Source organism: Iodobacter violaceini (assembly GCF_011601265.1).
Lineage (GTDB): Bacteria > Pseudomonadota > Gammaproteobacteria > Burkholderiales > Chitinibacteraceae > Iodobacter > Iodobacter violaceini.
The window spans coordinates 223626-242928 of the sequence record NZ_JAAOLX010000007.1 but is presented as its reverse complement, the minus strand read 5'-3'; the positions used below and the strand labels follow the sequence as shown (position 1 = coordinate 242928).

Genomic DNA, 19303 nt, shown 5'->3' with positions numbered 1-19303 from the left:
ATGATTGCTTTAAATAATACCCGTTACCACGCCGCTATTTCTGTTCTGTCCGAAATGCTGGTGTTTGCCGCCCCGTCCGATGCCACCATGTCGCGTTTCTTTCGCAGCAATCCCAATCTGGGCGGGCAGGACCGCCATATGATTGCCGAATGCGTGTATGGCATTTTGCGCAATAAAATTCGCCTGGAATGGGTTTTAGGTGGCCCGGCTAATGCGCGCAGCCTGCTTACTGCTTACCTGGTAGTGGTAGAGCGCCGCAATTTGCGTGAATGCGGCGACTGGTTCCCGGATACAGAAAAAGACAATTTTGCTCTCTGTAAAAGCAAAAAACTCGCCGAAGCACCGGTATATGTACGTGCCGATTTGCCGGAATGGGTCGTGAATGATCTGATCGCTGGCGGCATGACAGACGCTGATATCCTTGCGCTGGGCGCTGGCCTGCAAGGCGCTGCCGCACTGGATCTGCGTGTAAACAGCTTAAAAGCCAAGCGTGAGCAGGTAGCTGCCGAGCTGAAAGACGTGGGCGGAATCGACACCATCCCAACGCCTTACTCTCCTTGGGGGCTGCGTGTGACTGGCAAGCCAGCCATTAATAAATACCGCGCCTTTACCGAAGGCCGTGTGGAAGTACAGGATGAAGGCAGCCAGCTCTTGGGTCTGCTTACCGGCGCAAAGCGCGGCCAGATGGTGGTGGATTTCTGCGCGGGTGCGGGTGGTAAAACCCTGCTCTTGGGTGCAATGATGAATTCCAGCGGCCGCCTCTATGCTTTTGATGTGTCAGAAAAACGCCTGAATAACTTCAAGCCCCGTCTGGCCCGCTCCGGGCTTTCCAATGTGAATGCACAGCTGATTTCCAGCGAAAATGATCAGAAAGTGAAGCGTCTGGTTGGCAAAATCGACGCTGTTCTGGTGGATGCACCTTGTTCTGGCATGGGCACAGTACGCCGCAATCCCGATCTGAAATTCCGTCAGAACCCGCAAAGCGTGGCCGAATTGAACACCATGCAAGCCAGTATTCTGGCCTCCGCTTCACGCCTGGTAAAATCCGCTGGCCGCCTGGTTTACGCCACCTGCAGCTTCTTGCCATCCGAAAACGAAGCCATTGTTGAAGCCTTCCTTGCCGCTAACCCAGATTTCAAACTGCTGGATGCGGCAGAGCTGCTGAAAGCCGAACAAGTAGAAATCCCGCTGACCGGCCCTTACTTCAAATTATCTCCGCATCTGCATCAGGCCGATGCTTTCTTTGCGGCGGTAATGCAAAGAGATTAATGGCTTCCGCGTTATGAAAAAAAGCCCATCACGTTGATGGGCTTTTTTTGGGTATAAACTGGCAAATCCGGAGTGAACACACGGTTTGAATGTTCATCTGCCAGAACTACTCTTTTGCTCTCCAGGCTGCTTTATCCATAGACCATACTGCAGTATCCATTTCATACCAGTGCTCTGTGCCGCGATATTGCATGCCTAATTTTTTCATAACATGGGCTGATCCATGATTATCCTGATGGCAGACGGCGTATAAGGAGTCTGCTTCCAGTTTGTCAAAAGCAAATGCGGCCATCGCTTGTGCGGCTTCTGATGCATAACCCAGCCCCCATTTGTCTTTACGCAGACGCCAGCCTATTTCCAGAGGATTGGCCGGGTCACGCCCCAAGTGTTGTATGCAGCCTGCGCCTATGATTTCATCGCTGTCGGTTTCGATGAAACTCCACCAGGAGAATCCGTATTCTGTCCAGCGGGCCTTGACGCGCTCTATCATTGCCCGGGTTTCTGTTGGTGTCTCTGGTTTGCCGGTGATGTACCGCATGACTTCTGGCTGACTATTCATTTTGAACAGCCCGTCAAAATGGTGGTCGCTGATTGCTTCGAGGCGCAGGCGTGCAGTAGTCAGTATCGTCATGATCCGTTAAGGCGCCATAGAATGATGGTTTAAATTTGGTGTGTTTCCTGATGGGCATTGAAAAAAGCCATCATAGGTAAGCAGAGGTGTTAAGCAATCGCTTCTAAGTCTTCGATCGGATGTTCCATCGTGACATCGTTTTCGGTGGGGCGGCGGGCTATCCAGCGGACTTTGACTAGACTTTTTGTTCCGCCAAGGGGCACAAACACATCCAGTACATAGCCTTTGCGCCGGTCCAGCAGACGGCCAATTTCGGGTTTAAGGTACTGAATCTGGCTTCTGCGAAACTGTACCGTTTGTTTTACTTTAATCATCTTGCTCTTCTGTTTATGAATGGGCCCATGGCGTGGTAAAACGGCATGAGCTTTGTGTCAATTTTTTAAACGGTTGTTGTTTTCTGTCTGCATGTAAGCATGACAAATATATTGATTGATGCCAATAGAATTTTGCGGGAGTGCCGCTTCAATTTTCAGCAAAAAACCCATCCAGGGATGGGTTTTTTTGTTTTATGGCTTGGTTTTTAAATAGGTTTCCAGCCACTGATCCTGCTCCCACAGCATTTGCATAATGGATTCGCGGGCGCGGTAGCCATGGCTTTCATTGGGCAGCATCACGAGGCGTGCTCTTGCGCCCAAGCCTTGCAGGGCCTGGTACATGCGCTCGCTTTGCACGGGGAAGGTGCCGGAATTGTTATCCATTTCGCCATGAATTAAGAGCAGCGGGTCTTTGATTTGATCTGCGAAGTTGAAGGGGGCCATGGCCTGGTAGACGGGCTTGGCTTCCCAAAAATTGCGGTCTTCAGATTGAAAGCCAAAGGGAGTCAGCGTGCGGTTATACGCGCCGGATCTGGCGATGCCTGCTTTAAACAGGCGGGTATGCGCCAGCAGATTGGCCGTCATAAATGCGCCATAGCTATGGCCGCCGACGGCGATTTTATTGCGATCAGCAACGCCCAGCTTTACCACGGCATCCACTGCGGCTTCGGCATTCATGGTGAGCTGCGGCAGATAGTTATCGTTAGGCTCGGTTTTGCCTTCGCCCACTATCGGCATGGCGGGGTTGTCGAGCACGGCGTAGCCACGGGCCAGCATGGCTTGCGGGCCGTTATAGCTGATGCGGTTAAAGCGGTAAGGCGATTCGCGCACCTGGCTGGCAAGCTGGGCGTTTTTAAATTCGCGCGGGTAAGCCCACATCAGCATCGGCAGCGGGCCATCGCGTTTTGCTTCGTAGCCTGCGGGCAGATAAAGCGTGGCATCCAGCATCACGCCATCTTTACGTGGGTACTGAATTTTCTGCTTTTGCACGCCTTTAAGCTGTGGTGTGGGATGCGGGAATTGGGTGAGCGCACGGCTGCTGCCCGTTAAGTCCCGCAGGTAGAAGTTGGGCCTTTCGGTCGTGGCTTCACGGCTGCTGATAAAGCGGTTCTCATCCAGCATCGCAACGGGGATTTCATAAAATGGGGCTTGCGATTGCCAGAGGCGTACCGATTTTTTGCTGGCCAATTCATAGCGGTCTAAAAAGGGCCGGTCGCCTTCAGGGCCTGCGCCTTCACCAATCAGATAAATAGCCTTGCCATCGCTTTTAATGATGTTCTGGCCGTAGGCGTTTTTTGCCATTACCGGTTCGCCGGGATCGGCGTAGCGGTCTTCAGATTTACGGGCCACCAGCAGCTCAGGTGCCTGCTCCGGGTGATCGGGGTGGATGCGCCAGGTGCGGGTATCGCGCGTTTTCCACCATGATTCTTCAACCAGTGCCAGATCGCCACTTCCCCATTGAAGAGATGAGGCACGCCAGGCCAGCCCGATCAGCTTTTGTGGCGGGGCGGTGAAGGGCGCGCTTTGCTGGAAGATCGCATCGCGTGTTTTTGCTTCTGTCGCCGGATTGCCGCCATCCTGCGCTTCCAGCCAGGTGAGTGTGGCGGGCAGATCTTTGCGCCATGCAAAATCACGCGGCTCTTTGGATACGGCGTCGTTGCCCGGCGGGATACGGTCTTGCAGCGGCAGTGCCACTGTTTTAAGCAGCTTGCCCTGCTTATTCCAAACCTCTACCGCTTGCGGGAAGTAAGAAACCGGCAGCAGATAAGAATAAGGACGGCGCAGCGAGGTGGTCAGAATCAATTCACCATCAGGGGACGCGCTGGCAGCCAGCAGGGTCAGTGGCTGGGCGATTTTTTTGATTTCGCCTTTCAGGCTGACAGTGGCCAGCTGGCTTTGCAGATGCCAGTCGAGCAGATCGGCGTCTGCCGGTGTTTTCAGCATATCTGCATAGGTGCGGATTGCGCTTTTAGCGCCTGGCTGGCTGTCCTGGGTATTGGGGCCACTTGGAGTGAGTGCTGCCGTAGGCGCTGTGCCTGCGGGTTTAAGCTGCACCAGCAATTGCTCGCTGGCACTTAGCCAGCTAAAGCCTGCCCCTGCAATGGCGTTGATGGGGTCTTTAATCAAAGGCCGGGCACTGGCTTGGGCGACGTCAATCAGCCAAAGCTCTACACCTGCATCGCCCCAGCGGCTAAAGGCAATCCAGCGCTCATTGGCCGACCATGCCGTATCTGCAATCCGCGCTTCCTTCGGCAGGCCGCTGATATTGCGGCTTAGTCCGGTTTTGATATCCAGCAGGCTGGCACCATTGGCAAAATCAAAGCGGCTTTGGCTGCTCATTTTTGGGTTGATACGCAGGCCCGCGAGTTTTAATTCGGGCTGAGCCACATCGCTGATGCCGGGCAAACCCGGCAGGCTGAGCAGCAGTGCCGTGCCGTGCTTAGGCCCCAGGCGGAATAAGGGGCCACGCGGGGCATCAGCGATGGCTTGTAATTCGGCTGGCGGGGTTTGATAGGCAGCCATAGCAAGAGGGCTCATCATCAGGGTAAGTAGCAAAAGTAGGCGCATAGGATCTTTTTCAATAGCTTATGGGCGGGGCAATAGCTGCATTGGGCAGGTTTTGCATCTTGTGCCTCACTGTAACACAGTGTTTTGTAAGTATATTGAAATAGTATCAGGTTGATAAAGTGGCGCATGTAAGCGCAGTTTTGAATTTAATAGGATTGCTTAGCATGGCTTTATGGGCTCAGCTCTCTTGTGAATGAAACGTCAACATGCCCTGACTAAGGGCAAGCGAATACGAAAGAGGCTGCCTTGGCCTGGGTTGCTGTTTAAGTCTATGTGGCCACCGTGGTCTGTGATGATTTTCCATGCCTGAGAAAGCCCAAGGCCTGTGCCGCTGCCTACGGGTCTGGTGGTGAAAAATGGCTCAAAAACCCTGGATTGCTGCTCTGGTGCTATGCCGCAGCCGTTGTCCTCAATTTCTATCCAAACCCAGTCCTGATTACAGCCTGTGCGCAGGTTGATTAATCCTTTTTTGCCAACGGCCTGTAAGGCATTCGTAAGTATATTAAGAAAAACTTGATTGATCTCTGCTAAATGGCACTGCAGCAGCGGGATATTGCCGTATTCGCGCCGGATGATGGTATCGGGGCGGAGCTTGCTTTGAATCATTTGCACCGTGCTTTCAAGGCCTTTGTGCAGGTCTGCCATTCGCCAGCTTGTCTGTTCAATTTGAGAAAATTCTTTCAGATTTTGCACAATATCCCGTACCCGCCGCAGCCCATCGCGGGATTCATTCAGCAGCTGCTGGCTGTCTTCCCGCAGATAGCTGATATCTTTTTTTTGATAAAGCTGGCGGATTGTTGCGAGGGTACCGGCGGGGAGTAGTGTTTCGGCCGCGGTGTAGGCATCGAGCACGCTCAACAGATCGTTGATATATTCGCCCATGACGCCTAAATTGGCGCTGACAAAGGCGACAGGATTATTGATTTCGTGGGCAACACCCGCAGCTAGCTGGCCAACTGAGGCCATTTTTTCACTGTGCAGCAGCTGGCTTTGGGTCTCTTGCAGTTTTTTGAGCAGGCTGTCCTGGGCTCGGTTGGCGCGCACCAGCTCGCGTTGTTTGTCGGCCAGCTCCTGATTTAAGGTGAGCACGGTTTGGATAAGCTGCTCGCTTTCTTTTATATCGTATTCACTGATTATCTCGATATTGCCATTGCGGCAATACACGATGCCCCTCTGCGAATGCCCGGAACCCTGGCTGTCCAGAAAGTTAAGAATACCCCGGTGCAAAATGCCATCTTCATTGCTCCCAATCTGAGCGAGAAGGGTGTTGAAATCAGGGTTAATGATAAAAGGGCTGATATCGAGGGGCCTTGAGGCTGGGTCATGCCGGAGCAGCTGATAAAAGCCATCGTTGGCGTCGATGATATTGCCCTCCCTGTTAAGAATGGCATAGCTGATTGAAACCAAGGCTCTCAGCATGGGGGGAATCATCGTTTGCGGGGGCAGCGGGGCAGAGAAGGGCATCAGCTTGTTACTATCTGAGTAAGATCTGCTGAAGGCGACCAGCTGTCGGCCTTCAGCATTCGCCACATTTCGCTTAGTGCGTTGGTGCAAAGCCCTCCTATCATGATCTGCGGGCGATGCTCACCAAACTCCCCGTGAATCGCTTCAATCGTCCGCCTCAGGGCATCTAAATGCTGGGCTTGAGAAACCGATAAGCCAACCAGCTCCGGCTGCCATGCTGAAATCTGTGAGAGCAAAGCCGTTATGGGCAGATTTGCTCCCAGCTGTTGTACCTGCCAGCCTGCCAGCTCGAATGAATCAGCCACCATCCGTATCCCGATTGAGTGCATATTGCCTTCTGCGCAGGCAAATAAGGCTCGTTTTCCATTGGGGGGGGAGAATTCCGCAAGGCCATACAGACAGGCCAGCTCATTTTGCACAATGGTGGTCGCCAGGTGTTCCTGGGCAACGCTAATTAGGTTTTGTTGCCACATCTGGCCAATCTGATACATCGCGGGTTGTAAGAGGTGGGTCGCAATATATATATACCCGGCTCCATCCAGGCGGGCTTGCTGCAGCAGCTCATGGACTTCACGAATATTTCCTGCTGCCAGTTTGCATGTAAGTAAGTCAGCAGAATGGTGAGGCACAGGCAGGCACTGCATAAATGCGGGAATCTGTGCTGATACTCTGGCAGCAGAAAGAGCGTTGCTGGCATCGTTGAAAATGCCTGAAACAATGGCGTGGTCAATGGGGGTGAGTTTGTGTTCAAAATAGTCTGCCAGCCAGTGCAGCGATTCTGCAAGCGAGCTGCCGGGCACATTGCGCGCAGCCAGCACGCTGTCTAGCCAGCAGATGTATTCAGTAAAGGGCCTGCTGTTACCGCTGCTCAAAGCACCGGTTAAGAATGAGATATGCAGTGCAATATCGGCCCGGCAGCTGCGTTTTCCCTGCTCGCCAAAGCGATGTTGCAGATCAGGGTGGGAGGCATAAATTCGGGTGGTGGCATAGTCTGCCGCTGCATTGCTGTGCTCAAGGAGGATCTCACTAAGAATGGGCATCATGGTTCTCCTTATGCACACGCTTTAATCACAGAGAAAGCTGTAGTACTCGATGCGTGTTGTATTTGGAATCAGCTTCAGGTTTTTGGGGATGCCCTGATGGGATTGCCGGTAGTTGTGGCTGTGGTGCCAGCTGTGAAAGCTTTCGGCATTTTTCCACCAGGTGATCAGCATAAATTGCTTAGGATCTGACTCGGGATTCCACACCTCCATCCTGATAAATCCTTCGCTGTCATCTGCCAGACGGGGCCGCTGCAGAAAGGCTTCAGCAACAGCATCATGGGTGTTATTGGCTACGGTAAAGCGGCTGACGGCAATAAACATCAGGTGCCCTTTGCGATGAGTGGCCGGAGACCATATGATTCAATAGTCAGCAAGCAGCCAGCCTGAATCAAGATTAATGAAATGCAATAAGAAGATAAAATGAGTGTAGTTTGAAACGGGCAGATGTACACCGCAGATGGGGGCTTATTTGGTGAATCGCAGGCGGGTGCTGTTTACCGCTGGCAGGTATAAAAAATCCCACCGCAGGGGTGGGATTTTTTTACTTAACCACTCGCAGCTGTGGCTTGCCTGTAGGGCGGGGCGGGGTGTCATCCGGGCCTTCGTCCGTTGTTTCTGCTGCTTCATTCGGGCCTTCGTATTCAAAGCCCATCCCTTCTCCGTTTTCACGCGAAAAGATAGAAACCACACAGCCAACGGGTACCATGATTTCTCTGGAAACACCGCTGAAGCGCGCAGAAAAGCTGATGTAGTCGTTACCAATGCTGAGATTGTGCGTGGCGTTATAGCTGATATCCAGCACAATTTCGTTGTTTTTAACGTGCTCCATCGGTACTTGCAGCTTGCCCATCACACGCACAACCAGATAAGGCGTGTAGCCATGGTCCGAGCACCATTCATGCAGAGCACGAATTAAATAAGGCTTGGTGGATACGGTTTGCATAGTTTGTCCTTGGTGACTGGAGAGTGGGGAATGGTGAGCGGGATGATGTAAGTGCTCACTCACGATTCCCTCTATGCCTGCAATTTACTTACGCATCGCTTTTTCGTTTGCTGTCAGCGAATCAATAAAGGCCTGACGGCTGAACAGACGCTCGCCGTATTTCATAATTGGCGCAAGTGCCTTGGTTACTTCGATGCCGTAGTGCTCAAAGCGCCAGATCAGTGGAGCAATGGCTACATCCAGCATGGAGAACTCTTCGCCCAGCATGAATTTTTGCTTGGCAAACAAAGGTGCGATTTGGGTCAGGTTATCGCGGATGGTTGCGCGGGCCTTTTCCATTTCTTTCTTGGTTGTGCCGCTGGTTTCCAGTGTTTTAACGTGGATAAACAGCTCGCGTTCGAAGTTAAACAACATCAGACGGGCACGGGCGCGCATCACAGGATCCGCTGGCATCAGCTGCGGGTGCGGGAAACGCTCGTCGATATACTCGTTAATGATGTTTGATTCATACAATGTCAGGTCGCGCTCAATCAATACTGGCACTTCATTGTATGGATTCATCACTGCTAAATCTTCTGGCTTGCTGTGAACATCGACGTCGATGATTTCGAAATCCATGCCCTTTTCAAACAAGACAATGCGGCAGCGGTGGCTAAACGGGCAGGATGTACCGGAATACAGCTTCATCATGGTGACGGATCTCTGCAAAAGTATATGAATTGCAGCATTCTACGCATTTTGGCGGCTTTAATCCAGAAAACGAATATAACAATATGATTTTTAAGAAAAAAATGTAATAAATGACAAAGCGTTTTTTGGCTTAACTCGTTTCATCATCATCTAAAAGCACAGAGCCATCCGGCCCCCAGTTCACTTGCGTAAGGCTGTGTTTATGCGATTCACTGCGGATTTTTCGCAGCTCATCAGCCAGCTGCTGGTTTTCAATGGCCAGTTTTTGAAAACGCAGCGCGCCTGCAACGGCAGAGCGTAATTCAAAATCATTCCATGGCTTACTGATAAAGCGGTAAATCTCCACTTCATTAATGGCCAGGACCAAACCGGCTAAATCAGTCATTCCCGATAAAATAATGCGTATGCAATCGGGCTGGCGATAGCGAAAATCCGTTAAAAAAGCCACACCATCCAGTTCGGGCATCCGGTAATCAGAGATCACTAAATCAAAAGACTTTTCTTCACTGGCAACAAGGGCGGCTCTGGCATCGGTATAGGTATCAATTTCATAGCCTGGGGATGTGCCGTCAAATTCATCTTTGGCATTGAGCGTGCGTTTTAAAGCAGAAAGAATATTTGCTTCATCGTCAACTATCAGTATCCGGGACATTATTTCACCTGAATGTAGATTTCTAATGCGGAATGATCACTTTTTTCAAATGCACAAATTTGCCTGATCAGGCGCTCATCCAGAACATGATCTTTTGCCAGCAGCATCACGCCGGAGGCAAGCAAATCACGGGCCAGCACCATTTGCGGTTTAAGGTCTTTACTGCGGATTAATTGCTCGTGGCTGTATTCCGGCCTTGCAATCACGGAAAGAAATGCTTCAACCACCCTGGGGTCGTAACGTTTGCCGCTGCTGCTTTCGATGTTTTTAATGGCCTCAGATTGCAGCATGGGCTTGCCGGTAAGAAAACCGGCCTGAAGAGATTCATAATCACTGCACAGGCCTAAGATTCGCGCGCCTATCGGGATTTCAGCTGCCACCAGCTTATCGGGGTAACCCAGGCCATCATAGCGCTCATGCTGGCTGCGAATAATGGCAGAAGCGCCTTGCAGCTGCTCCAGTGCCATCAGCGCAGCATGGCCTTTGCCGGGGTAATTTGCATAAATATTGCGCTCTTGCAGCGTCATTTCAACAAATGGCTTTGCAAGCAATGAGTCCGGCAGGCCTATTTTGCCTATGCTGTGCAGCAGGGCGGCAATAAATGTGTCTTGTATTTCTGCTTCTGTCAGGCTTAATTGCCTTGCTACTTTCCGGCTTAAATCGGCAATAACACGGGCATGGCCGGATAAATTATTGGCCCGCATTTCTATTAAATTTGCAAAAACTCTGACTGATGTCACAAAACCTTTTTTTAGTTTTTCATGCATGGCATGCAATTCACTAATGGCAGCTTCTAATTCATAAGTACGGGCCTTCACCTGGGCTTCCAGTGACTGATTTAATTCCTGTAATTTTTTATTCTGCTCGCCTATCAGTGAATTAAGCTGGTTTTTATCTCTTTCCAACCGTTTTACGGTGAGCGCTTCTTCAACAATACCCAGCATCTCCTGGTCATCCCAGGGCTTGGAAATATAGCGGCTGATTCTGGCCTTATTAATGGCATCAATTGTTGAATGAATATCTGCATAGCCAGTAAGTAAAATACGCGGAATATTGGGCCAGTAATTAAGCGCAATAGAAAGGAATTCGGCCCCGTTCATTTCTGGCATACGCATATCAGAGATGATCAGATCGATTTTCTCTTGACCAAGAATAACCAGCGCCGCTGCACCGCTTTCAGCCGTAATAATTTGATAGCCGGATCTGCGCAATAAGCGGCGAAGTGACGCAAGAATATTGGCCTCATCATCGACGCATAGCACGGTAAACTCTTCGCACAGAGCAGGTGCTGTGTAATCGATAAGATCCGCTTCTGGCACGATTGAATCCCTTCACAGTTCGGGGTAAATATAAAATATTAAGCAAAATCTGATTAAAAAAATTCTGATCAGCAATTAAATCTGAGTATTTTTTCAGGCTGACCAGAGAAATAAACAGGCATGCAATTATCCGTGACATTATTTATAAATCATTCCTGCTGTATTGGCAGCCAAATATCGAAGGTTGTGCCTTCTCCCTGTTTGCTGTGTACATCAATCCGGCCGTGATGCTCCTGAATAATCCCGTAGGAAAGGGATAAGCCCAGGCCAGTGCCCTGCCCAACGGGTTTGGTGGTAAAAAAAGGGTCGAAAATTTTACTTAAATGCTCAGCCGCAATGCCCTTGCCATTGTCCCGGAATGAAATACAAATCTGCTGGTTTTGCTGACGTGTACTGATAAAGATTTTTCCTTGTTTTTCAATGGCATGGCTGGCGTTTACCAGAATATTTAAAAAAACCTGATTCAACTGAGAAATAACACATTTAATCAATGGTAATTCACCATAATCCAGAATGACTTCGGATTTATATTTTATTTCGTTTTGCACAATATTTAGTGTGCTGGTTATGCCCGCATGAATGTCAGCCTCTTCCCATATCTGGTTGCTGTCTATTCTGGAGAATTCTTTCAGATTTTGCACAATGCCTTTTACCCTTTTAATACCCTCCCTTGATTCCATAATTAAAGAGCTGATGTCATTTTTTATGAAATCATAATCAATTGATTTTTTTTCTTCCGCTAATGTAATATATTCAATGCTTTTTTTTTCTAAGGATGACTCATACTTACTTTGCATTGTGAATATTTCTTTTAAATAGCCATCCAGTGCACTAATGTTTGAACCAACATAACCGATGGGGTTATTAATTTCATGTGCGATGCCGGCAGCCAGCTGGCCGATTGATGCCAGTTTTTCAGACTGAAGCAATTTATGCTGCATATTATTCATTTGCTCATTAAGCCTGATGAGATCTGCATTTCTTTTTTCTAAGGCCAGTGTGTTGGTATTAGCTTCGAGAATTCTGTCTTTTACTTCATTCTCCAGCAGTTTTTCACGGAGTTTGCTGGCGGTTATATTGCAGCTTATTTCATAATAGTTTTTTTCTGTTTCTGTGATCATTGGAACCAGAAGTGTTTCCAGCCAGTATTCTTCACCGTTTTTGGATTTTGCACAGGTTTCAAACCTGAGTGTTTCATAGGGCAGTATTGCCTGAATTGATTTCAAAGATTCAGCACTATAAATCAAGCCAATATCAAAGCGATTGGTCTGCAATAACTCTGATTGAGTATAGCCACTGAGCAGGCAAAAAGGCTCGCTGGCGTAAATAAAGCTGCCATCTTGCCTGGTAATGGTGATTAAAGCATTTTTATGCAGGGCATGCCTTTGAATTTCAACCTCAGATATAATGTTTTCCATTTGCCGGAGCAGTACTTTATTATAGGTAATATCGATGGCGAGCGCTGAAATGCCGCTGAGATTGTTCGATTCATCGTAATAGTGCATGCGATGTATTTTTAAAATTCTTTCCTGGCCTTTGCTGTTAGTCAGGGATATTTCTTCATCAGAAATTCCTGCTTGCAAGCAATAACGATCACCATCTTCAATTTTTTGTGCAATTTCTTTATCAAAAAAATCGAAATCTGTGCCGCCCAGCCATTGTTCTGATTTGTTTTTTGAAAAATCAGACCACCCGGCATTGGCCCATATATAGTGTAAAGAGGCATCTTTCTGCCATGCCGGAAATGGAAAATGAGCACAAATTTTGCTGATAAAAAAAGGTGCGTTCATCATATGGCCTTTGAAAATCTATTTAGTTTAAGAAAGGGCCTGAGCTTCACTCAGGCTATTTAACTCTCTTGCATTAATAGGAATTCTTAATGTGAAACAACTGCCTTTATTTACAATGCTTTTTACGCTGATTTCCCCGTGCATTTTTTTCATCAGACCAAAGGCTAAGGAAAGGCCAAGGCCCGTCCCTTTTCCTACGGGCTTGGTTGTAAAAAATGGCTCAAAAATCCGGTTGAGATTTTCAGGGGCAATCCCACTGCCTGTATCGCGAACATCTACATAAATATTATTATCTGCCATTCGGGTGCGGACTAATATCTTCCCAAATGTTTCGATCGCCTGAGCAGCATTAACAAGTAAATTAAGAATGACCTGATTAAATTGCGACCCAATGATTTCTATCCTCGGCAAATCTGAGTATTCAAGGATGATTTCTGCTTTATACTTTATTTCGTTCTTTGCCATGTTGATGGTACTGTCAATTGATTTGTTAATATCCACAGGTGCCCATTCGTCAGAATCTACATGGGAAAAATCCTTTAAATCTTTTACAATGCCTTTGACTCTTTCCAGCCCTTCTTTTGATTCTGCTACCAGAGCAGCCAGATCATCTGTTATGTAAGCAAGATCATGTTTTTTAATAATTGATATTTTTACTTCATCATTGATTGTTACTGTGTTTTTGTATTCATCCAGAGCGGCAATTAGTTTATTGCTGTATTCATTTAAAGTGTTTAAGTTTGAGCTGATAAAGCCAAGCGGGTTATTTATTTCGTGTGCTACTCCAGCAGCAAGTTGCCCGATGGATGCCATTTTTTCAGCCTGCGCCAGCTGCATTTTTGTTGTTTCAAGATTATCAATTAATTGCGCCTGATCCTGAGTCTTTTTTTCTAATTGTGATTCTACTTTCTGGCGGGCATCCATTTCTTCGCGAAGTTGTTGGTTGCTTTCTTCCAGATGAATTGTTTTGGCTTTGACCCGCTGATCCAGTTGCTGCATGTTTTCAAAAAGATAATTCAGCTGATCTGCCAGTTTGCTGAATTCATCATTGCCATTTACTTTTAAACGCATTTCCCAATCATGATGATCATTGATCTGGTTTAAGCCTTCATAAATATCCGACATAGCTTGAATGGCGCTGCGGCTGAGTGCTGATATCAGTATTAACCCTGTAATAATGATACCAATGCACAAGCCGGTCATTCTTAGTTTTACAGCATCCAGAGTAACCGTACCTTCTGCTGCACTAAGGGCAATATGCCCATATAGCAGAAAGGCTGCAATGCAATATAAAAATAATATATAAAAACGGCTGTGCAGACTCAGTCGTTTCCAATGATTAAGTATAGCCATTTTCTGTTTTTCCAATGATTAAGTTTTATTGTATTTTCCATTTTTTAAAATGATCCCTGTTTGTGTTTAATTGTTTGTTCATAATATGCAAAGGCATGACGGACTTCTTCTAAGAGATCTTCGTCTTCCCATGGTTTGGTGATGAATTTATATATTCCTGCAGAATTGATGGCATTCGTTAAAGCATTAAGCTCTGTATAGCCGGTAAGCATAATTCTTACTGTATCCGGGTAAAGCTCACGGACACGGCGCAGAAATTCTGAGCCATGCATCTGGGGCATGCGCTGATCAGAAATAATGACGTGAATTGAATTTAAGGCCAGTAATTCAAGTGCATCAAGTGCCGATGTGCTGGTAAAGATTTGATAACCACTGCGGCGAAACAGCCGCTTGAGTGCATTCAGAATATCCGGCTCATCATCAACAATAAGTAATGTGCGTGAATTTTGTTCTCTTATTTTATTCTTAAAAGGCTGTTTTTTTACATTGGCAATAAATGCATCAAATTCATCTGCAGGCAGTGGTTTGGAATAATAGTATCCCTGAATCAGATCGCAGTTTTGTCTGTGCAGAAAATTAAGCTGGCTTTCCGTCTCTACTCCTTCTGCTACAACATTCAGCCTCAGGCTGTGGGCCATGCTGATAATTGCGATGGCAATTAAGGCATCATTAGGTTCTGTTGTGACATTCTGAATAAATGACCTGTCAATTTTTAAGGTATTAAACGGGAATTGTTTTAAATAACCAAGGCTTGAGTAGCCTGTGCCAAAATCATCCATTGCCAGCGAAATGCCAAGCTGTTTCAGCTGTTTTAAATAAATAATTGCGGCATCCAGATTCTGTACGACCACAGATTCGGTTAATTCTAATTCCAGCCATCTTCCTTCAAGGTTTGCGTTTTTTAGCGCTTTAGTTATGATTTCTACAATATTCTCCTGGCGGAATTGCAGGGCAGAAAGATTGACGGCAACAGGAATAGAGAGTTGCGTTTGCCATTTTTTAGCCTGAATGCAGGCTTCGTTCAGTACCCATTCCCCAATAGGAATGATAATGCCGGATTCTTCTGCAAATGGGATAAACTGGCTGGGCTGAATTTGTCCCATTTCGGGGTGTTGCCAGCGTATTAATGCTTCTGCTCCAATTAATTCACCCGAATAAAGATCAATTTGTGGCTGATAATAAAGCTGGAATTCATTATTGTGCAGTGCATTTCTCAGTGCCGATTCCATTTCCAGAATGTGGCTGGCCCTTTGATTCATTTCCGGTGAAAAAAACCTGAAATGATTGCGGCCATTTTCTTTTACCTGATACAGGGCAACATCGGCACGGCGCAAGAGCGAATCTGCATTGGCTCCATCCATAGGGGCAAAGCTGATTCCTATGCTGGGGGTAATAAACAGCTCTGTTTTACCAATATGAAATGGCGTGGAGAGCATTTGCTGTACTTTTCTGGCGACGGTAGCGGCATCTTCCTGATTGACCAGCTCGCTGACGATGGCAAATTCATCGCCTCCCATACGTGCGATGGTGTCGCCTGCCCTCATCATGGATTCCAGCCTGCTGGCAACCAGCTTCAGCAAGATATCGCCAATGGCATGGCCAAGGCTGTCGTTTACCTTTTTAAAGCGGTCTAAATCAATCAGCAAAATGGCTGCAATGCTGTTGTAGCGCTGGCTGTGGGTAATTGCACGTGCCAGCCTGTCGTTGAGCAGGGCGCGGTTAGCAAGCCCTGTGAGCGGGTCATGGGTGGCCAGCTGTGCAAGTTGCAGCTCTTGCCTCTGGCGCTCACTGACGTCATGAAAGATGCTGATGTAATGGGTGGCTTCACCTTGCTGATCCAGCAGTGGCGAAACAAATACTTCATTGGCATAGCGTGCGCCATCTTTGCGAAAGCATTCCAGAACAAAGTGCCCGCAGGCCCGGTTACGCAGAGTGCGCCTGAGGATTTCTAATTCGGGCTGATCCAGTTTATTACGCAGTAAAATCCGGCCGTTTTGCCCCAGCAAATCTTTGGCGCTGTAGCCTGTAATCGCTGAAAATGCCTTGTTTACGTAAACGACAGGGTGATTTTTATCTTTTGAGTCGCTAATCATGATCGCCAGGCTGAGTGCTTCCAGTGCGGCATAAAAGAGTTTTTGCTGCTGCAATTCGTGTTCTGTGTGCTTTTGATGTGAGATATCCCGCGCAAACAGCATGATGCTGAAGGGGGAATATTCAGGCTGATTGATCAGGGTTTGCCAGAGGGGATACTGATTGCCAAAAGTATCGTTAATGCTGCCTTCCTGGCTGCTGATACCTTTTTTTAGGGTTTGGGGGAGAGTGGATTCTGCGAAAGCAGCTTGTGCATCCGCAGGCATAAAGTCGCTGAGCATTTTGCCAGAGGCTTCGTTGGGTTTGAGCCCCAGCAGTTTACAGCCTGCCTGATTCAGGTAATCCAGCTGTCCTTTGTTGTTAAGTGTGCAAATTAAATCGTTGCTGTGGTCAAAAAAAGCAGCTTGTCTTGGGAGGCTTGTGTGTTCCGCTGCCGGTGTTTGCTGATTAATGAGCTGTCCAAGTGCATCCATCAGGCTGGCCAGATCACATGGCCAGCTGAGCGCTGCAGTCCGGCTGCGGGCCATGCAGAGCTGGCAGGGCGGATGCTTTTGGTGCAGCAGCAGCAGGGGGATATTCTGGGTATTGAGTTTGCTTTGAAACGTGCAGCACAGAGGGGTTTTTGTGCTGGAGAGCCCGCTGATCATTATGGCATCAATAGCATGATGACAAAGCTGTAAGGCCATTTCCTTGCTATCAGCTGTAAGTACTTTGTAGCCACCAAGGTTTAGCAACTGCGAACTTTGCCGCAATTGCACCGGATCGCTACAAATATTTAAGATGGTAGCTATATTTGCCACTGTAAGCCCCCAAATGGGTGATCTTTATTATCTTACGTGTTTTTCTATTTCATATAAAAATTGTGTAATTTTTATAAAAGCTTATTAAAAGAAATCTAATAATACTTTAGTTAGGTTTTTATGCTTTTAATGCATTTTGACTACCGCTCATCCATTTGTTTTAGAGGGAGTTTTGTAAGGCATTGTGTGTTTTTGATTTAAACAGCAAACCTTTGAGGGGGGGGCAGGAATGGGGAAATTTGGAAATGGGAGGTTTACTGCTGCAGATTGCGGGCATAAAAAAAGCGATAAGGAAACCTTATCGCTTTTTCTTTAATACTAAATGCGTTTAGTGAACATCGCGCCAGTATTCTTTTTTCAGCATATAGCTGATAGGAATTAAAAAGAATAATAGGAACAGCAATACGCCATAACCAATTTGCTCGCGTTTAACCTGAGCCGGCTCACCCATATAAACCATATAGTTCACCAGATCAGCAACGCGGTGGTCGAATTCGGCTTGATCGAATGCGCCATTTTCTGCAGTTTTGGTCAGGCTGCCTGGTTTAACAAGCTTGAGCGCTTTGTGTTCGTGCTCACCTTCTTTTTTAACTTCTAATTCCTGCTGACCTTGTAAATCCCACAATACGTTGGGCATACCGACTTTATCAAAAGTCAGGTTGTTCCAGCCGGTAGGGCGGGTGTCATCACGGTAAAAGCTGCGCAGATAGGTATAGAGGTAATCCGCACCGCGTGAGCGTGAAATAACCGACAAATCAGGTGGTGTTGCACCAAACCAAACTTTGGCGTCTTTGGCTTGCATCGACACCTTCATCAAATCACCTACTTTTTCAGTAGGGAACATCAGATTGGCTTTGATCTGGTCTTCGGTCAGGCCGATGTCTTGCAGGCGGTTGTAGCGCATGGCTACCGCACCGTGGCAGGACAAGCAGTAGTTCGCGAAGGTTTGCGCACCACGCTGCAGGCTTTCGGTATCGCGCAGATTAATCGGCGCTTTATCCAGATGCACTTCGGTATTGGCCTGGCTGCCAAAGCTAACGCTGGCCAAAAGGGCGAACAGCAGTGTATTGAGTATTTTTTTCATGTTGTCCTCCCCTTAGTGCATCGTTACGCGGTCAGGAACCGGCTTGGTTTTGTCCATCTTGGTATAGATAGGCATACCAAAGAAGAAGGCAAAATAAACCACGGAAAGAATCTGTGCGATCACAGTACGGACATTGGTCGAAGGCAATGCGCCAAGGATACCAAGGCCGATAAAGGCAATCACAAACAGAGTCAGCATGGTTTTGTAAATCGGACCACGGTAGCGGATCGATTTCACTGGGGATTTATCCAGCCAAGGCAGCGCTGCAATAATCATGGTGGCGACACCCATCGCGATAACGCCCCAAACTTGGGTACCAGCAAAAGAAGGTACAGCACGCAAGATGGCGTAAAACGGAGTGAAGTACCATACCGGTGCAATATGCGCAGGGGTTTTCAGTGCATCCGCCGGATCAAAGTTCGGGTGCTCAAGGAAGTAACCGCCCATTTCCGGCGCAAAGAAGATAATTGCGCTGAATACGGCCAGGAATACTGAAACACCAAAAATATCTTTCACGGTGTAGTAAGGGTGGAAAGGAATACCGTCGAGTGGAATGCCAGTTTTCGGGTCTTTCTTTTTCTTAATTTCTACGCCATCCGGGTTGTTTGAACCTACTTCGTGCAAGGCTACCAAGTGAGCTACAACCAGCGCCAGTAATACCAGCGGCAGTGCAATCACGTGCAGTGCAAAGAAGCGGTTCAGCGTAGCGTCAGATACCACAAAGTCGCCACGAATCAGCACAGATAAATCCGGGCCAATTACAGGGATAGAGCTGAACAAGTTAACAATAACCTGTGCACCCCAGAATGACATCTGGCCCCAAGGCAAGAGGTAACCCAGGAAGGCTTCGGCCATCAGACAGAGGTAAATCATCATGCCGAATACCCAGATCAGCTCACGTGGCTTCTGGTAAGAACCATAAATCAGGCCCCGGAACATATGCAGGTACACCACGACGAAGAACATCGATGCGCCAGTGGAGTGCATATAGCGAATCAGCCAGCCGCCTGCCACATCACGCATGATGTATTCAACCGAGGCAAATGCCACCGAAATATTAGTACCCGGAATCAAAGAACCATCCGGCTTGTAGTTCATGGTGAGGAAAATACCGGTGACAATCTGAATCACCAGTACCAGCATCGCCAGTGAGCCGAAGAAGTACCAGAAGTTAAAGTTTTTTGGTGCGTAGTATTCGGAAATGTGTGCTTTCCAGGTGGAGGTCAGCGGAAAACGCTCATCCACCCAGTTGAGGGCCTGCTGGCCCATCTCTTGTGCTTTGCTCATGGGTC

At 47.8% G+C, this 19303-nt stretch carries 16 protein-coding genes; 1 reads left to right on the top strand and 15 read right to left on the bottom strand.

Annotated elements, in window-relative coordinates; genetic code table 11:
* Window positions 1-1269, top strand: coding sequence for an RsmB/NOP family class I SAM-dependent RNA methyltransferase (locus HA050_RS14855; RefSeq protein WP_166827702.1), 1269 nt, complete (start codon window positions 1-3; stop codon window positions 1267-1269).
* Window positions 1270-1375: 106 nt separating this feature from the next.
* Here the strand turns inward: HA050_RS14855 and HA050_RS14850 are convergent, their stop codons facing one another.
* From HA050_RS14850 to HA050_RS14780, 15 genes are all read right to left on the bottom strand, one after another.
* Window positions 1376-1900: a GNAT family N-acetyltransferase gene (locus tag HA050_RS14850; protein ID WP_166827699.1), complete on the bottom strand. Its 525-nt coding sequence runs from the start codon at window positions 1898-1900 to the stop codon at window positions 1376-1378.
* An 89-nt stretch (window positions 1901-1989) separates the two neighbouring features.
* Window positions 1990-2214, bottom strand: coding sequence for a hypothetical protein (locus HA050_RS14845; RefSeq protein ID WP_115228704.1), 225 nt, complete (start codon window positions 2212-2214; stop codon window positions 1990-1992).
* A gap of 192 nt (window positions 2215-2406) precedes the next feature.
* A complete protein-coding gene (locus HA050_RS14840) occupies window positions 2407-4782 on the bottom strand; it encodes an alpha/beta hydrolase family protein (RefSeq protein WP_166827697.1) in 2376 nt (791 codons plus the stop codon).
* 201 nt (window positions 4783-4983) lie between these two features.
* On the bottom strand, window positions 4984-6201 hold the full coding sequence (locus HA050_RS14835; RefSeq protein WP_166827694.1) for an ATP-binding protein: 1218 nt from the start codon (window positions 6199-6201) through the stop codon (window positions 4984-4986).
* Window positions 6202-6245: 44 nt separating this feature from the next.
* On the bottom strand, window positions 6246-7289 hold the full coding sequence (locus tag HA050_RS14830; protein ID WP_166827692.1) for a cobalamin B12-binding domain-containing protein: 1044 nt from the start codon (window positions 7287-7289) through the stop codon (window positions 6246-6248).
* A 21-nt stretch (window positions 7290-7310) separates the two neighbouring features.
* Complete coding sequence (locus tag HA050_RS14825; protein ID WP_166827690.1) at window positions 7311-7610, bottom strand: antibiotic biosynthesis monooxygenase family protein; 300 nt, start codon at window positions 7608-7610, stop codon at window positions 7311-7313.
* A gap of 220 nt (window positions 7611-7830) precedes the next feature.
* Window positions 7831-8232: a ClpXP protease specificity-enhancing factor gene (locus HA050_RS14820; protein WP_166827687.1), complete on the bottom strand. Its 402-nt coding sequence runs from the start codon at window positions 8230-8232 to the stop codon at window positions 7831-7833.
* A gap of 84 nt (window positions 8233-8316) precedes the next feature.
* Window positions 8317-8922, bottom strand: coding sequence for a glutathione S-transferase N-terminal domain-containing protein (locus tag HA050_RS14815; RefSeq protein WP_046351697.1), 606 nt, complete (start codon window positions 8920-8922; stop codon window positions 8317-8319).
* 130 nt (window positions 8923-9052) lie between these two features.
* Entirely contained in the window at window positions 9053-9574 is a 522-nt protein-coding gene (locus HA050_RS14810; RefSeq protein ID WP_166827684.1) for a response regulator, read from the bottom strand.
* A complete protein-coding gene (nosR, locus tag HA050_RS14805) occupies window positions 9574-10893 on the bottom strand; it encodes a response regulator c-di-GMP phosphodiesterase, NosR family (RefSeq protein WP_205836448.1) in 1320 nt (439 codons plus the stop codon). The genes HA050_RS14810 and nosR overlap by 1 nt, the downstream gene beginning before the upstream one ends.
* A gap of 149 nt (window positions 10894-11042) precedes the next feature.
* The gene (locus HA050_RS14800; protein ID WP_166827681.1) at window positions 11043-12683 is read right to left on the bottom strand and encodes a PAS domain-containing sensor histidine kinase; all 1641 of its coding nucleotides are present in this window, start codon (window positions 12681-12683) and stop codon (window positions 11043-11045) included.
* A 27-nt stretch (window positions 12684-12710) separates the two neighbouring features.
* Entirely contained in the window at window positions 12711-14036 is a 1326-nt protein-coding gene (locus tag HA050_RS14795) for an ATP-binding protein (protein ID WP_166827678.1), read from the bottom strand.
* A 44-nt stretch (window positions 14037-14080) separates the two neighbouring features.
* Window positions 14081-16927: an EAL domain-containing protein gene (locus tag HA050_RS14790; protein ID WP_166827675.1), complete on the bottom strand. Its 2847-nt coding sequence runs from the start codon at window positions 16925-16927 to the stop codon at window positions 14081-14083.
* Window positions 16928-17255: 328 nt separating this feature from the next.
* Window positions 17256-18011 (bottom strand): cytochrome c1, encoded by a 756-nt coding sequence (locus HA050_RS14785; RefSeq protein ID WP_099399322.1) that lies wholly within the window; start codon window positions 18009-18011, stop codon window positions 17256-17258.
* A gap of 12 nt (window positions 18012-18023) precedes the next feature.
* On the bottom strand, window positions 18024-19298 hold the full coding sequence (locus HA050_RS14780; RefSeq protein ID WP_166827673.1) for a cytochrome b: 1275 nt from the start codon (window positions 19296-19298) through the stop codon (window positions 18024-18026).
* Window positions 19299-19303: the final 5 nt, after the last annotated feature.

What these genes read in the sequence shown, in the direction of transcription:
- HA050_RS14855 (WP_166827702.1), top strand. Translation starts at nt 1, where the DNA reads ATGATTGCTTTAAATAATACCCGTTACCACGCCGCTATTTCTGTTCTG.
- HA050_RS14850 (WP_166827699.1), bottom strand. Translation starts at nt 1,900, where the DNA reads ATGACGATACTGACTACTGCACGCCTGCGCCTCGAAGCAATCAGCGAC.
- HA050_RS14845 (WP_115228704.1), bottom strand. Translation starts at nt 2,214, where the DNA reads ATGATTAAAGTAAAACAAACGGTACAGTTTCGCAGAAGCCAGATTCAG.
- HA050_RS14840 (WP_166827697.1), bottom strand. Translation starts at nt 4,782, where the DNA reads ATGCGCCTACTTTTGCTACTTACCCTGATGATGAGCCCTCTTGCTATG.
- HA050_RS14835 (WP_166827694.1), bottom strand. Translation starts at nt 6,201, where the DNA reads ATGCTGAGAGCCTTGGTTTCAATCAGCTATGCCATTCTTAACAGGGAG.
- HA050_RS14830 (WP_166827692.1), bottom strand. Translation starts at nt 7,289, where the DNA reads ATGATGCCCATTCTTAGTGAGATCCTCCTTGAGCACAGCAATGCAGCG.
- HA050_RS14825 (WP_166827690.1), bottom strand. Translation starts at nt 7,610, where the DNA reads ATGTTTATTGCCGTCAGCCGCTTTACCGTAGCCAATAACACCCATGAT.
- HA050_RS14820 (WP_166827687.1), bottom strand. Translation starts at nt 8,232, where the DNA reads ATGCAAACCGTATCCACCAAGCCTTATTTAATTCGTGCTCTGCATGAA.
- HA050_RS14815 (WP_046351697.1), bottom strand. Translation starts at nt 8,922, where the DNA reads ATGATGAAGCTGTATTCCGGTACATCCTGCCCGTTTAGCCACCGCTGC.
- HA050_RS14810 (WP_166827684.1), bottom strand. Translation starts at nt 9,574, where the DNA reads ATGTCCCGGATACTGATAGTTGACGATGAAGCAAATATTCTTTCTGCT.
- HA050_RS14800 (WP_166827681.1), bottom strand. Translation starts at nt 12,683, where the DNA reads ATGAACGCACCTTTTTTTATCAGCAAAATTTGTGCTCATTTTCCATTT.
- HA050_RS14795 (WP_166827678.1), bottom strand. Translation starts at nt 14,036, where the DNA reads ATGGCTATACTTAATCATTGGAAACGACTGAGTCTGCACAGCCGTTTT.
- HA050_RS14785 (WP_099399322.1), bottom strand. Translation starts at nt 18,011, where the DNA reads ATGAAAAAAATACTCAATACACTGCTGTTCGCCCTTTTGGCCAGCGTT.
- HA050_RS14780 (WP_166827673.1), bottom strand. Translation starts at nt 19,298, where the DNA reads ATGAGCAAAGCACAAGAGATGGGCCAGCAGGCCCTCAACTGGGTGGAT.